The organism is Maribacter algae (genome assembly GCF_047345745.1).
GTDB lineage: Bacteria > Bacteroidota > Bacteroidia > Flavobacteriales > Flavobacteriaceae > Maribacter.
The window spans coordinates 204,632-219,469 of record NZ_JBLFES010000003.1 but is presented as its reverse complement, the minus strand read 5'-3'; the positions used below and the strand labels follow the sequence as shown (position 1 = coordinate 219,469).

Annotated in this window: 11 protein-coding genes; 3 read left to right on the top strand and 8 right to left on the bottom strand. The window is 39.5% G+C overall.

The window, feature by feature from the left end:
• Nucleotides 1-18: 18 nt before the first annotated feature.
• The 5 genes from ACKWBX_RS12555 to ACKWBX_RS12535 are packed head-to-tail and all read right to left on the bottom strand — an operon-like array spanning nucleotide 19 to nucleotide 4,735.
• On the bottom strand, nucleotides 19-762 hold the full coding sequence (locus ACKWBX_RS12555; RefSeq protein ID WP_413969046.1) for an SGNH/GDSL hydrolase family protein: 744 nt from the start codon (nucleotides 760-762) through the stop codon (nucleotides 19-21).
• Nucleotides 759-1,823, bottom strand: coding sequence for a dipeptidase (locus ACKWBX_RS12550; protein ID WP_413969045.1), 1,065 nt, complete (start codon nucleotides 1,821-1,823; stop codon nucleotides 759-761). Before ACKWBX_RS12550 ends, ACKWBX_RS12555 begins: the two co-directional genes overlap by 4 nt.
• Before the next feature lie 2 nt (nucleotides 1,824-1,825).
• Entirely contained in the window at nucleotides 1,826-2,938 is a 1,113-nt protein-coding gene (locus ACKWBX_RS12545; protein WP_413969044.1) for a D-TA family PLP-dependent enzyme, read from the bottom strand.
• Nucleotides 2,939-2,943: 5 nt separating this feature from the next.
• The gene (locus tag ACKWBX_RS12540) at nucleotides 2,944-3,408 is read right to left on the bottom strand and encodes a RidA family protein (RefSeq protein ID WP_413969043.1); all 465 of its coding nucleotides are present in this window, start codon (nucleotides 3,406-3,408) and stop codon (nucleotides 2,944-2,946) included.
• Between the two features lie 10 nt (nucleotides 3,409-3,418).
• Nucleotides 3,419-4,735: a gluconate:H+ symporter gene (locus ACKWBX_RS12535; protein WP_413969042.1), complete on the bottom strand. Its 1,317-nt coding sequence runs from the start codon at nucleotides 4,733-4,735 to the stop codon at nucleotides 3,419-3,421.
• A 167-nt stretch (nucleotides 4,736-4,902) separates the two neighbouring features.
• On the opposite strand from ACKWBX_RS12535, the gene ACKWBX_RS12530 reads away from it, so the two are divergent.
• The gene (locus tag ACKWBX_RS12530; protein ID WP_413969041.1) at nucleotides 4,903-5,586 is read left to right on the top strand and encodes an outer membrane protein; all 684 of its coding nucleotides are present in this window, start codon (nucleotides 4,903-4,905) and stop codon (nucleotides 5,584-5,586) included.
• A gap of 47 nt (nucleotides 5,587-5,633) precedes the next feature.
• Here ACKWBX_RS12530 and ACKWBX_RS12525 read toward each other — a convergent pair whose 3' ends face one another.
• On the bottom strand, nucleotides 5,634-6,530 hold the full coding sequence (locus ACKWBX_RS12525) for a metallophosphoesterase family protein (protein ID WP_413969040.1): 897 nt from the start codon (nucleotides 6,528-6,530) through the stop codon (nucleotides 5,634-5,636).
• A gap of 136 nt (nucleotides 6,531-6,666) precedes the next feature.
• Here ACKWBX_RS12525 and ACKWBX_RS12520 point away from each other — a divergent pair, with 136 nt between their 5' ends.
• The gene (locus ACKWBX_RS12520) at nucleotides 6,667-9,015 is read left to right on the top strand and encodes a GAF domain-containing protein (protein WP_413969039.1); all 2,349 of its coding nucleotides are present in this window, start codon (nucleotides 6,667-6,669) and stop codon (nucleotides 9,013-9,015) included.
• Nucleotides 9,016-9,019: 4 nt separating this feature from the next.
• Here the strand turns inward: ACKWBX_RS12520 and ACKWBX_RS12515 are convergent, their stop codons facing one another.
• Nucleotides 9,020-10,219, bottom strand: a complete 1,200-nt coding sequence (locus ACKWBX_RS12515; RefSeq protein ID WP_413969038.1) for a Pycsar system effector family protein — start codon at nucleotides 10,217-10,219, stop codon at nucleotides 9,020-9,022.
• Nucleotides 10,220-10,254: 35 nt separating this feature from the next.
• Between ACKWBX_RS12515 and ACKWBX_RS12510 the strand changes: the two genes are divergently transcribed.
• On the top strand, nucleotides 10,255-13,986 hold the full coding sequence (locus ACKWBX_RS12510; RefSeq protein ID WP_413969037.1) for a metallophosphoesterase: 3,732 nt from the start codon (nucleotides 10,255-10,257) through the stop codon (nucleotides 13,984-13,986).
• On the opposite strand, the gene ACKWBX_RS12505 is transcribed toward ACKWBX_RS12510, so the two are convergent.
• Nucleotides 13,983-14,837 carry a hypothetical protein gene (locus ACKWBX_RS12505; protein ID WP_413969036.1) on the bottom strand — a complete coding sequence of 285 codons (855 nt, stop codon included), beginning with the start codon at nucleotides 14,835-14,837 and terminating at the stop codon, nucleotides 13,983-13,985. The two genes, ACKWBX_RS12510 and ACKWBX_RS12505, sit on opposite strands and share 4 nt — an antisense overlap.
• Nucleotide 14,838 lies beyond the last annotated feature (1 nt).

Here is a 14,838-nt window from a genome sequence, read left to right as displayed (position 1 = left end):
TAAGGGCTTAAGAGGAAGTTAAAATCTCAAATGATCGATGACCGTACCGGCAATCAGCTCATGACCTTTAGGATTTGGGTGTATGGGGTCATCGGTATATAATTCAGTTTGGTTTTTTAAAAGCGGGGTGTGAATATCTATCGTGCCCAAAAGATTGGAATGCTTTACCTCCAATACTATTTTTTTGAATTCCTGTAATACTTCTTCCTCATATAGGGGATAAGGGTTTTTCCAACTGAAAGGAGTAGCAGCAGGTAATTTTTTCAAGGGAACTGCTTTCAAAGCCAATGGCGGCGGTGTTAGCAATACGGCCTGAATTTTCTTTAGCTTAATTTTTTCCAAAAAAGAATAAATTCCAATTTTGTAACTATCAAAAAGTTGTGGCGACGGCTTTCCATAAATACCACAATTTATACCGAAACAGAAAAAAATAACGTCAACGTCGGTCGCATTCAACAAGCCATCCAATCTATTAAATAGATAGGGTCGTGGTCCGGGATGATCTTCCTCTGTGAGTCCGGTGATGGTCTCGCTATTTTTTCCCCAATTCAGGAATTTCAAGTTTAATTGTGGGCAGTTTGTATCGGTGTATTTTTGCAATCGTTCTACATACCCATCTTTTCCGGCATAGGTAACGCTATCGCCAAGACATGCAATGACCTGATTTTTTTTGAGCAAAATAGTAGAGGAGCCGGAACATTTCACGAATAATGTGCCCAAAGCTGCTAATGACGAAGTGGTTACAAAAGTTCTTCTATTCATTCCCAAGTATTATGTAAAAAACGGATAAAATTTCCATGCATAATATTAGCAATATCCTCGTCACGGTACCCTTTTTCTTTTAATTTTTGTGGAATTTTTTGTAAATCGGCAATAGAATCCAAATCGGCAGGAGATTGTTCCGTGCCAAAGCCACCATCCAAATCGGTTCCAATACCTACATGCAGGGAATTGCCCGAAAGTTGACAAATATGATCTATGTTTTGAACCATGTGGCGTAAGGTAACACCCATTTCTTGAGGTATAGAAACACCTCTTTTCCAATTGGGGACCATCATCCACGCGTCCAAGGCAACGCCAATAACCGCTTTTCGATTAATAAGTTCCAACAATTGTTCGTCTGAAAATTGACGGTTATGGTTTACGAATGTTCTGCAGTTATTATGGCTGGCCCAAACGGGGCCGTTATAATTGTTCATGGTTTCCCAAAAACTTTTGTCACACAAATGGGTTGCATCAAGGATGAGGTTCAATCTTTCTATTTCTTTCAAAAGAGCTTTTCCTTTTATGCCAATATCTCCAATGGAATCCGTACCAAAAGCGTATGTACCCGGGCCATAATGTGCGGGTCCAATGGCCCTAAGTCCGTTTTGATAGGATTTTTCAAGATAGGAAAGGTCGATAATGGAGTCTGCTCCTTCCAAACTTAAAATGTATCCGATAGGCGTATTTTCGTTATCGGCATGCCAGTTTTTCAGATGAACATTCAGTTCTTGGCTATTGGTTATGGGCGTCAAAATCCCCAGTTCTTCCACGGATTTGTACCACGCCAATTGTCCCTGTGTCTGCGCCCAAGCTTGTTGCGGGGAATTCCAACCGGGCAACGGATTCTCCGGTTTTACATATCGTGCAATTTGGGTAGCTACGCAAAGGCCAACATTGCCTTTTCGCATGGCTTCAAAAGAAACGGTATTATTACCACGATCAGGCTTATCGGTCATTCCTTTTTCGCTTTCACGAATAGTTTGGATAGACCAAGTAAGATTCCTGTTCCATTCCATTGCGTTCATGGCCAGATCTAAGTGGGCATCAAAAATGAACATTATTAAACCGTAATTTTTTGATTGCGGGCCGCCACTTTCCAATTTCCGGTAACTTTTCCATCTTCCACAACAATCAATTCCTCGTATTTGGCCACGGTGGGGCAGATATGCATGGGAACGGCATAATGTTCTTCACCAACTTCCAAAACTTTCAAATCGTCATACTGAACCATAAAATGCTCTTCAGATTGTTTGAGTTGCTTTCCATGTTCCAAGGTTAAAAATTGAACTCTGGGGAATGGCATTTCCGAAGCCAGTGATTTATGGCCCAGATCAAAACATAATATACCGGCTTTTGGTTTGCTCAAAATTCTAGTGAACAATACTGCTGCAGGAAGAAAATCCATTTCGGGGAAAAGATCTCCATATCCCGCATCCCATAACAAAGTTGTTCCCGGGCTGGCAATTACATTTTTTCTTCTACAATGAAAAGGAAAGGAGGGGGAGCCGCCGGCAATAATAACGGGTTCCGCTAAGCCCATTTTTATAATATTCTCTTTTAAATGAAGTACTTTTTCAAAAGCTTCGTCACAATTTTGCTTTCTGATCTTAGCATCGGGATTCCGTAAATGCCCGTCGTAGGCGTGTAAGCCGACCGCCAATAAATGTGGATGTGTTGAGATGGTCTCATAGAGCTTCAGCGCTTCATCATCGGGTATGATGCCTGTACGGTTCATACCAACGTTAAGATCAATATATAAATTCAGCTGCAACTTGTTTTTTGCTGCCAGATTTCCCAATTGTTTTACCGTGAGCGGATTGTCAACCAATGTGGAAAAAACGGTCTTCGGGAATTTTTGAATAAGATTGATAAAACGTTCCCTATTGGCACCTACAGGCTGCATGGCCAACAATACATCCGGTGCGTTGCACTGCGCCAATAGTTCCGCCTCGGCTATGGTGGCACATTTAAATTTGTTAATGCCATAATCTAATTGCGCTTTGATAATATCCGCGTTTTTGTGCGTTTTGATATGCGGACGTAAATTTTCGGGTCCGCCGGCCATAGTAATCATGGTTCGGATATTATGCATCACCCTGTCCGGATATACCAATAACGACGGGGAAATGACTTTTTCAGGATTTTTTAATCGAAACCATTCATCGGTCTTCATCTTTGTTAATCTTTGTAAAGTTCAAACATCGCCTCAATTTCTACGGCTACTTGGTCCGGTAACATCATGCCTACGGCACTTCTTACGCCCACGCCATATTCAAAACCAAAAACATCGGCCATTAATTCACTAAAACCATTGATGACCAAAGGTTGGCTATTAAAATCTGGAGTACAATTGACCATCCCTAGGGTTTTGACCAGCCTTTTGATCCTATTGATGTCTCCAAAATGGGTGGTGATGGTAGAAAGCATGGTAAGGGCAACCTGTCTTGCCGCCTCTTTTCCTTGCTCAAGACTTAGGGAGTCCCCAACGCGACCTGTAAACAAGGTACCATCGTTCAAGGTGGGGCTTTGCCCGGAAACGTACAAAAAGTTATCTACCACAAGTATGGGCCTGTAAAGACCTGCGGGTTTGGGAGCGGGCGGTATAACTAATCCTAATTCCTTAATTTTTTCAGATGGTTTCATATGATTTGATTTATATGAATTGATTTAGGATAAGGACTCCCACCAAGCCCATAACTCCAACGGTGGTCTCCATGATTGTCCAAGATTTAAGCGTATCTTTTATGGACAAGTTAAAATACTCTTTAAAAAGCCAAAATCCACTGTCGTTCACATGGGAAAGCATTAAACTTCCAGAACCGATGGCCAGAACCATTAATTCAGCGCTCACGCCTGCTCCTTCAACAAGTGGTAAAACAATACCTGCGGCGGTAAGTCCTGCTACGGTTGCAGAACCTACACATACCCTGATCACCGTGGTAATAAGCCATGCCAATACTAAAGGCGATATTGTGGAACCTTCTAAAACGCCTCCAATATATTCGCTTACGCCGCTATCGATCAAAACTTGTTTTAAGGCTCCGGCTCCGGCAATGATAAGCAGTATCATGGTGATGCCCTTAACGGCACTCCCAGCGGTTTCCATAACTTGTTTCATATTTCTACCACGAGCAAGTCCCAAGGTGTAAATAGCGACTAAAACAGAGATCAACATTGCCATTACCGGATTTCCCATAAAAACAAGAATGGTTTTTAAAACGGTATCATTGGGGAGAAAAAGCTCGGCCAGTGCGGCAACGGCCATAAGGATAACAGGAAGTAATGCCGTGAAAATACTGATTCCGGTTCCGGGCATTTCCTCGTCCTTTAATACGGTAGGGCTCGTAAAACCTTCTAAAGGAGTCGCTTTGATATTTTTCAAAGTTCTGGAGAACAGCGGTCCGGCAACAATGATGGCAGGTATGGCTACGATAATACCATAAAACAATGTTTTCCCAATATCCGCATTAAAAGTTGCCGCGATGGCCGTAGGCGCGGGATGGGGAGGAAGATAACCGTGCGTAACGGATAGGGAAGCCAACATAGGCAATCCTACATAGATCAAAGGAAGTCCCGTAGCTGCCGCGATGGTAAAGACCAATGGAATAAGGATTACGAAACCCACAGAATAAAACATAGGAATTCCTACGATAAACCCTGTAAGGACCACTGCCCATTGTATGTTTTTCTTTCCAAATTTATCGACTAGCTTGGTCGTAATACGTTGTGCGGCACCACTTTCGGCCACTAATTTTCCCAACATGGCGCCAAGCCCCAAAATAAGGACTAAAAATCCGAGGATATTCCCAATTCCTTTTTGAATGGAACTTACCACGGCAACGGGCTCCATTCCTTCGGTTATCCCCACAAATAGGGATACCAGAATAAAAGCGATAAAACCGTTGAGTTTGAATTTGGCAATCAGTAAAAACAAAAGAAGTATTCCAATGACTACGATAAGTAATGGCATAGGGCTGGGTTTAAGCGAAAAGTTAAATATACAATTTTAGAACAGCTTCTTGGAGGAGTTTTATCCAATTGCTATCAAATGGTTAAACTAATATCAATTAGTCCTTTTTAAGAAGAAGCGGTACAAAGCTTGGTACGCCTTTAATATAATCTTAAAAACAATCTTATATGAAAACAGTATTATGTATTACAACATTATTTTTTGTTGGCATTTGTCTCGCCCAAACAGATAATGAAAATGAAAAGAAGCTAATTATTGAAAAGGGAACATGGAATTTAGGGGGGAATTTCTCTTTGAGTTTTAGTAATAACCAGAATGAGAATGAGTCCTTTTTTAATGAAAATAAAAACTTTTCCTTTACTTTTCTTCCCAATCTTGGCTACACCGTAAAGGATAATTTTATTGTAGGCCTAGGCTTGGGTTACGGATATACCAAATCTGAAAATCTTGGAAATAATAATGGTGAAGTGACAAGTTCAAGTTTAAATGAGTTTGATACATTTATCGTGTTTCCTTATATAAGAACGTATTGGCCAGTGCATAAGAATCTCGCATTTTATATTCAAGCCGAAGGGAGATATGATTTTGTTAAATTCAAAAATCAAGATAGGCTTTTGGAATTAGAAGGGCCTCAACGAACGACGAATCAGATTTTTTTAGGGATTCGTCCGGGAATAACTTTTTTCATATCCGATAAACTAGCGTTGGAAACCTCTCTAGGTTCTTTGGGTTATAGAAAATCATATTTTTCATTTGATAACGACAATTCTGAAAGAACTAGTGATTCCAGTGCTTTCAACTTCAGTTTAAATTCTTCGGATCTATTATTTGGGCTTTCCTATTATTTTTAAAAACCAGGATTAAAAGTATTAAAAGTCCGTTATTGCTCAACGGGCTTTTATCTTTCTTTATAATCAATCAATTTTTGTGGCCCTTCCAAAAGAATACGAACTACTTTTAAAGTACCGTCAACCGTGGTTTCAATTTGCCATTTGATCAGGGAAATTTGTCCATTTTCAATCTCAATGCCTGTAATGCTTCTAGGGTGTACGCAACTCCCATCATTAAAAAAGGGAATGTCACCGGGCTCCGGAAAACGGGGTCTATGTGTGTGGCCCACGATGGTAATGAGCAGATTGTTTTTGAGAATCCAACGTTTTATTCTTCGTTCTAACTTAATAAGTTCCTTATAATTTTTAGCGGGACTGGTGGGATCGGCAATACCCCATACTTGTAGCGGTTTCCATAGTACGCGCACTAAAAATCGCCCCCAACGCCAAAAGTTATAATTCCACCAATCTGCCTGATGACCGTGGGTCAAAAAGAGTTCTTGATCCGTTTTGGAATGTTTTAGTACTAGTGCCTCGTGATATTTTAGGCCTTCAAAGAGTTCTTTGTTTTCACCGTCTATCGGTTCAAAATAACTGGATAGATTCTTGTCCACATAAGCCTGGTCTTGGTAGACCATATCATGGTTTCCCCAAACCATATGCAATCTGTTTTCCAAGTGAAATTGTCTAAGAAGCTTAAAAACATTTTTATGCGCTTCAAAAATAGAAGCAAAATTAATGTTCTCCCAAAGCTCGTCCCCATCCCCTAATTCGCAGTATTCAAAACCTTCGCTGTAATAGTGCGTCAGGGCGTGAAAATAGATATTTCTGTTATTGGCAAAATCATCGGCAAAACTGTTGTCCCCACGATGGCAATCACTAAAAAGAATGAACTTGGAGGTATCATCAAAGGGAATGATCTTGGCCCTTTCAAATGCCCTCGTAAGTCTGCTCGCTGATGACATGTCTCAATTTTGCATAAATATCCGAAAAGTACTCGACTAACTGCGAAATCTTTTAACAAAAAACTACGTATAGTTTTGTAATTTTAATGGTGTTTTTGAGACAAATAAAGGTATGGTAAAAGTCGAGGACAAAATAATGCCGTTAAAACATCTCATTAGCTTTGAAAAGCTTTTGGGAAAGTATGATGAATTGAAGGATAGTAACGATGTTTTGGTAGCGTCCAGGGCCAAGGAAGTACTTAAGATAGAAAAAAAATTTCCAGAGCTCAGGAAAGGTTTCTACGACCTTAGTCTATTGGAAAAATATAAAGAGCCCATTAGTGAGATTCTTCAGGACAGTTTCTCCCAAGTGCTGAGCGATAATGAGATCAAAGTTGCCTCGCTCCCCTATTATGACTTGATATTCAATTCTACAAAACGTTTCCAAAAAATAGTAAAGGAAGCCGGTCCTGGTTTTGAACCTACTATGAGAGATCAGATAGAAGGTTTTGATTATATCATGGGTTGTATCGTTATCCTCAATTTTTATTATGGTTTTAAACTGGACATGACCAGACCAATGTTCTATGATATTCCCGATGCCAACGGTGTAATGCACCATTATAGAATTCTGTACAATGCGGATTTTATGGACATTATGCCTACCGAAAAATCAAAGGAAATCAGCCAAGAAGATGTAGATGAACTCTTGGAAAATCCGGATGATCTAAAATTGTGGATGGATAAAATTCCACCGGAGAGTTTTATTTCCAAAGGATTTGTTATTTCCAATATGTTCGATGTTACCGCGGAACATTCTATTTCAGAAATCAAGTCAGAACTTATTGCAAGCGATAAACGTGGGAGCGATAATTTCATGTCAGATCTGCAGGAAACCTTTAGATCTTTCTTCAGGCTGCCCGATGTTAAAGTAGGCTTTGTGACATATAACAATAGGGATGATCAATTTGAACCTGTATATGGTAAAGGTATTGCCAGTTTTATTTTAAATGGAAAAGACGCACAGGTCTGTAACGAGGCGCTCTGCCAATATTCTTACAGAAGGTTGATCAAGGAGAATTCCTATTTCGCTATTTCGGATGTGGATAAATACGAGGAAAAATCCGAAGGGATGGATCCTTATAAAACACTAAAAAAACAGGGTATAAAGAGTGCTATTTTTGCTCCCATTGCTTTTGAAGGGGAACTTTTAGGGGTGTTGGAAATAGTTTCGGAAAAGAAAAACGTACTTAATGGAGTTAATGCCAGAAAACTGGACGATGTTATGCCGTTCATTGTTTCTGCGGTGGTACGCTCTAAAATAGAAGAAGAGAATTTAATTGATGCCATTATCCAAAATGAGTGTACTTCGGTACATTCTTCCGTGTACTGGAGATTTCAGGAAGAGGCAAAATACTTCATAAAAGATCAACTGGAAGGCAGGCAACCTTCTTTCAAGGAAATTGTTTTTAAAGATGTGTATCCGCTTTACGGACAAATTGATATAAAAGATTCTTCAAAAGCCCGTAACAAGGCTATTCAGAGAGATCTCATGATTCAATTATCTGCCATAAATGAGGTGTTAAAAGAAGCTTTCGAGAAACATAAACTTCCTATTTATGAGGAGTTGATATATAGGGTGAACAATCATTTGGACAGTATAAAGGAAACCTTGTATACCAATAGTGAGCAATCTATTTTTGATTTTGTCAAGCAAGAAATTGCACCTGTTTTTAAACATCTTAAAAAGTTCGATAAAGAACTTTCCGAGCATGTCCTATTGTATGAAGCACAAATAGATTCCGGTACGGAATCTTATTATGACCATAGAAAAAACTACGATGAGAGCGTCATGCTTATCAATAAAAGATTGGCCTCGGTAATCGATGGTAAACAAGAAGATGCCCAAGAAATGTTTCCGCACTATTTTGAACGTTACAAGACAGACGGTGTGGAGCACAATATGTATATAGGGGAATCCATTTCTAACAAAAAAGAATTTGACCCATTATATCTTAATAATTTAAGACTTTGGCAGCTTCAGGTAATGTGCGAAATGGAAAATGTGCATTATAGCCTAAAATCAGAGCTACCGGTACAATTGGACGCTACCTCTTTGATATTGGTATATAATACTTCGTTATCCATCCGTTTTCGTATGGACGAAAAACAGTTTGATGTAGATGGTACCTACAACGCACGTTATGAGATTATCAAAAAACGTATTGATAAATCTTATATTAAAGGTACCAATGAAAGGCTGACGCAAACAGGTAAAATGGCCATTGTGTATTCACAAAAAAAGGATGAGCTGGAATACTTGCGGTATATTAAATTCTTGAAATCCAAAGGCTATTTCACGGACAATATAGAGATTGTGGAGCTAGAAGGTCTACAAGGGGTTTCCGGACTCAAGGCAATACGTGCCGAGATATTATACAAGTCCGACGAAAGCTCTGAAAAGACCTATACCTATGACGATTTAATGGAGGAGTTGAAAGATTAAAATCTTATAACAGTGCCATCATTCTTTCGGGGCCGTACATTTTGAAGGAAAATGCAAAAGCGATTACCGAAACTATCATTCCTATCATAAAAATAGTGTAGGTCCATCGTAGCAGCTTATATTTCCTATCTAAGACCAATCCTAAAAAATAGAGATCTTTGGTCAAGGAGGAGTAGATATAATCTTTGTCCTTGACCAATTCATTTATGGCCCATTCGTATTCGTCCAATTTCATTTTATGAAAGTTTCCAAAAAACAAGAGATTCACTTTTTTCTGTTTTACATCTTCTTTTGAAAACTGTCCGCTAGTCACATTAGGTCGTGTGGCCAATACGGCCAAAATCATGGAAATAATACTAAAAACAACGAAAATAACGGTAGGATATATCAAGTATTCGTTAGATGGATTATCTAGTTTGGGGATGAGGTTGGATAATGCCAATGAAATAATGATCGCATTTACGGACAAAAGTATGTTCGCCTTCGTATCGGCGATGTCACTTAGGGTAATGTGATTTTTTAAGGTAACCCTAAAAAGGGTCTGGATTCCACGATCTGGGCTTTCACTTTTGTACTTTGCTTTTAAAGCCTCTTTTTTGGCTATTTCCTTTTCGGACTTCTTGTCTTTTACAAGTCTTCTTAGGTTTTTGTCTTTTCCGGCTTGCCAGTTTTCTTTTGCATAATCGGTGTAGAACCGATGCTCCGTTCTGAACATTTTTATATTGGCATTGAGCCATTCTTTATGGCTATAGTCTGCAATTCCAAGCAATTTAAGTTCCTCGCGTAGCAAATCTGCTGTTTCCAAATAACTTTTTTGAGCAAAATGGGAAGCATCGGCATCCCTTAAGATTTCTTCGTGGATAGATTTAGGTTCGGCATACCGTACCGTTGCCATGATGCACGCTAAAACCTGATCGATCATTTTAGCATTATATCCCTCTTTTTCCAAAAATGTTTTGGCAATTTGGCAACTCTTTCTTTCATGATTGTCCGTTTCTTGGGTGTACCCCGTATCGTGGAGCCACGCGGCCAGTAGGATAGCCTCATTTTCGGAATCCGATAGCGCACAGGAATTCAATAATTCTTTAGTACTTTTAACTACGCGTTGGGTATGCCTTAAATTGTGGTATAAGTAGTTATTGTCGAGCTCATTGGATAAAAGGGCTACTACAAAATTTTCAGTTTTTTCTAAAATGGCCGACATATATATTGGGTTAGAATTATCCAAAATACGAAAATTTGAACACAGGAACATTTGATATGAATAAATATTACGTAGGAATAGTTTTAGCATTTTTTATTACGGGTTGCGCTACGTATAAGGCCAAATATGCCAATAGCTTGGACAGTCAAGACATCACTATAGATAAAGAGGTGTCCCACACCTTTTACTTGATAGGTGACGCTGGCCTTTCTCCCATAGGAGGTATGAACCCGGCCTTAAAAATTTTCAAGGAAAAACTAGATCAGGCAGATGCCAACAGTACCGCAATATTCTTGGGGGATAATATTTATCCCGCAGGATTACCGGACCCCAAGGATTCTACGATAGCCTATCGAGAAGCGAAAAGTCATTTGGACGCCCAACTCAATACGCTAAAGAATTTTAAGGGGAAACCCATATTCATTCCAGGAAACCACGATTGGTATACGGAGGGATTGATCGGATTGGAACGGCAAGAAAAATATGTCCAAAAAGTTTTGGACGATAAAGATGCCTTTCAGCCCGAAAATGGCTGCCCCATTGAGGTGAAACAAATTGGGGAAGATATTGCCATCATCATACTGGATACGGAATGGTATTTGACCAATTGGGACAAAAGACCGGATATTAATGACAAGTGTGATATAAAAAGTAGGGATAAATTTTTTCTGGAACTGGAAGATGCGATCAAGGATAACAGACAACGAACTACCCTAATTGCTATGCACCACCCCATGTCTAGCTATGGAACACATGGTGGGCAGTTCTCGTTAAAAAAACAATTTTATCCTAAAAAACTGCCTTTTCCTTTACCCGTTCTAGGAACTTTTATCAATGTTCTGAGAACCACTACTGGGGCCTCTATAGCGGATTTGCAAAATAAGCGTTATCGTGAATTGAGGAACAGGATTACTACATTGGCCCAATATTCGGACCGTGTTATTTTTACAGCGGGTCATGAGCATACCCTACAATATATCGTTGAAAATGGAATTCCACAAATTGTAAGTGGAGCAGGGGCCAAGGAAAGTGCAACGAAATTGTTGAACGGAAGTAGGTTTTCTACCGGAAGAATGGGGTATGCCACATTGGAGGTCTATACGGATGGGTCTTCCCGGGTTCGCTTTTTTGGGGTAGATGCAGCTGAAGAAGAAGAATTTTTATTCACGAGTGCCGTTTTACCTCCGGTCAGGTCTGAAACGTTGGTGGAATTTAAGAATGACATCCCTAAAACGGTAGAAGCTTCAATTTATTCGGAACAGGAAACAGAAAAAAGCAAACTGTTCCAGCGTTTTTGGGGAAAAAGATATCGCGAATATTACAGCAGAAAAATAGAGGCGCCAACAGTTCTTTTAGACACCTTATATGGAGGGCTGGTCCCTGTAAAAATGGGAGGTGGGCATCAATCTAAATCATTAAGGCTTCGCGATAAGCAGGGTAGGGAATATGTAATGCGGGCGCTCAGGAAATTACCAGGATTGTACCTACAGGCCATGGCTTTTCAGGATATGTACGTGTTGGAGGACTTAAAAGATACTTATACGCAAGAACTTTTGGCGGATTTTTACACAGGTTCCCATCCTTATGCGCCTTTTGCCGTTGGAAAACTGTCGGATGCCGTTTCCTTATATCATACCAACCCAACTTTGTATTATATACCAAAACAGAGCGCTCTTGGAAAATATAACGATGTTTATGGGGATGAACTGTATATGATAGAGGAACACGCTGGTGATAATCATGGTGATAAGGCCAGTTTTGGATTTTCCAATGAGCTTAAGAGTACGGATGCCATGTTGGAGGACCTCAGGGACGATGAAAAATACGGTGTTGATAGTGACCTTTACTTACGGGCGCGCCTATTTGATATGGTGATCGGGGATTGGGACCGGCATGTGGACCAGTGGCGCTGGGCAGAGTTTAAGGAGGATAATAAAATTTTTTATAGACCGGTGCCTAGAGACCGTGATCAGGCCTTTTCTATAATGGGCGATGGATTCTTTATGGGAATTGCTACGCGAATTGTCCCCGGATTAAGGTTAATGGAAGGTTTCAATGAGGAAATTAGAAACGTAAAAGGTTTTAATTCCTCTCCGAAAACATATGTTTTGGATTTGGCCTTGTTGAGCGAAACCAAAAAGAGTCAGTGGATAGAACAGGCAAGATTCCTCAAAGAAAATCTGGACAGTAAAACTATAACGGAAGCATTCAAGGAATTTCCCGAAGAGGTACAAGACGAAACCGTTGATAGATTAAAAAGAGTGCTTTTGGCAAGATTGAAGAATATTGAAGAAACGGCGAAAGAATACTATGAAGTCATCAATAAATATGCAGTGGTAACGGGAACGGACAAGGATGATTGGTTTGAGGTAGATAGATTGAATGCCAAAGAAACACGAGTACGCGCATATCGAAATATGAAGGGCAAGAAAAAGAAGCTGTTCTTTGAAAAAACCTTTACAAAGTCCGAGACCAAAGAAATTTGGATATATGGTTTAGACGATGACGATATCTTTGAGGTAAAAAATAAGAAAGGGCTAAGTGGAATAAAGGTGCGTTTGATCGGGGGCCAAAATAACGATATTTATGAAGTGGGTAATGGTAAAGGAATCGCTATTTACGATTACAAGAGCAAACCCAATACGTTGAAGAAGACCAGTGGTGCCAAAGTAAAGTTAACGGATGATTATAACGTAAACACATATCGTCCTTTAAATATTAGGAATAGTACGAACCAATTGATACCGACAATAGGCTTTAATCCGGATGATGGCATACGAATAGGCTTTGCGAATACCTATACGTACAATGGTTTCAGACAAAATCCCTTTACACAACAACATAAATTTAATGCGTCTTATTACTTTGCCACCAATGGTTTTAGCTTAGGGTACACAGGTGAGTTTGCTGAGCTTTTTGAACATTGGAATTTAGAACTTGCCGGACGTTTTACCAGTCCAAATTTTGCAGTTAATTTTTTCGGGTTTGGAAACAATACGGAGAATTTTGATGATGATGAAGGCTTGGATTTTAATAGGGTTCGTTTACAAACGTTAGAATTTTCGCCTTCCTTGGTATGGCGAGGAAAATTAGGGGCGAAGTTCAAAATAGGAGTTTCCTATGAGTCTATTGAAGTTGAGGAAACGGAAGATAGATTTATAAATTCTTTCTTTCAGGCCAACGGTACGGAAACCCAAAATGATTTTGTTGGGGTGCATGGCGAGTATACTTATGAGAATAGGGATAATACTGGTTTTCCAACCCTTGGAATGGCAACTTCTATTGCCGTTGGATACAAGGATAATATCAATGAAGACGACCAAAATTTCGGATATATAATTCCCTCTATCGCCTTTGATTATAAGCTTATACCCAACGGTAGATTGGTACTCGCCACAAAGTGGAAAGGACACTTTAACATCGGGAATGGATACGAGTTTTATCAAGGGGCCAATATAGGCGGGATAGACGGATTAAGAGGTTTTAGAAACCAAAGATTTACCGGAAAAACGGCTTACTATCAGAATACGGATTTAAGATTTAGCCTTAGAAAAATGCGAACTCGCATTTTACCAACCGCATTGGGCATGTTCGGAGGATTTGATTATGGTAGGGTCTGGTCTCCCGAAATAGCTTCTAACAGATGGCATACTTCTTACGGTGGCGGTTTTTTTCTAAACGGCTCGGATATTCTATCCATTAACCTAGCGCTTTTTAATAGCGACGATGGGTTGAGGTTCACGTTCGGGTTGGGATTTGGGTTTTAGTCGGTCAGCGTAAACGAATATAAATTACCTCCTCGGTTATGCGATACTTCATCGGAAAGTAGAAGGGTAGTATCGTTGATGAAGCAGATAGATTCCAGCTGTGTTCGTATACCAAGGTCTATTGTTTTCATCTTTCCAATCGAAAAATCATCCCAAGTAAAGTCCGTAAAAACAAAAAGCTTTCCATAGGATAGGGCTACTATTTTTTTGCCATTGGGAGAAATGTCTATGCTTGTAATCTGGCATGTCTCCCAATCATCGCATATGGCAACAGTACCTACTAATTTTGCGGTATATTCTCCTTTAGAATCCGGAACAGTGTAGATAAAAGTATCCCCTGAAAAAGGATTTGAGCGGTTCTTCGTCACTATAAATAGCTTTTCCCCATGATGAAATATAGCTTCGGCATCATAGAATCTTTTTGATTTTTTTGGAGGAAATTCTTCTTGTTCGGGATAGTAGAATTTTATTTCTTCGGCATCTATCTTATCTCCAGGCTCTTTTTCTGGATTCGGTAATTTATATATGACTAGATTTTTTCGATTGTTTTTATTGTTGCCGATATCGGCAATATATACGTTACCATTTTTATCTTTGGTCAGGTCTTCCCAATCATTGTTTTTGGCATTTTTAACATCAAACGATTTTAATAATTCCCCTTTAAAATCAACTTTATAAATATCATCTTTATTTCCATTGTCCTCAATCATCCAGATGGTAGAATCCTTCATGGATACCATTCCAGAGTTTTCTTCCAAATTATTGGGTAGTTCTGCCATATAGGTTAGCTGTCCGTAGTTGGTACAGGAAATACATGTAAAGAATAAGCAAAAAAGAAGGAGTTTGGACATT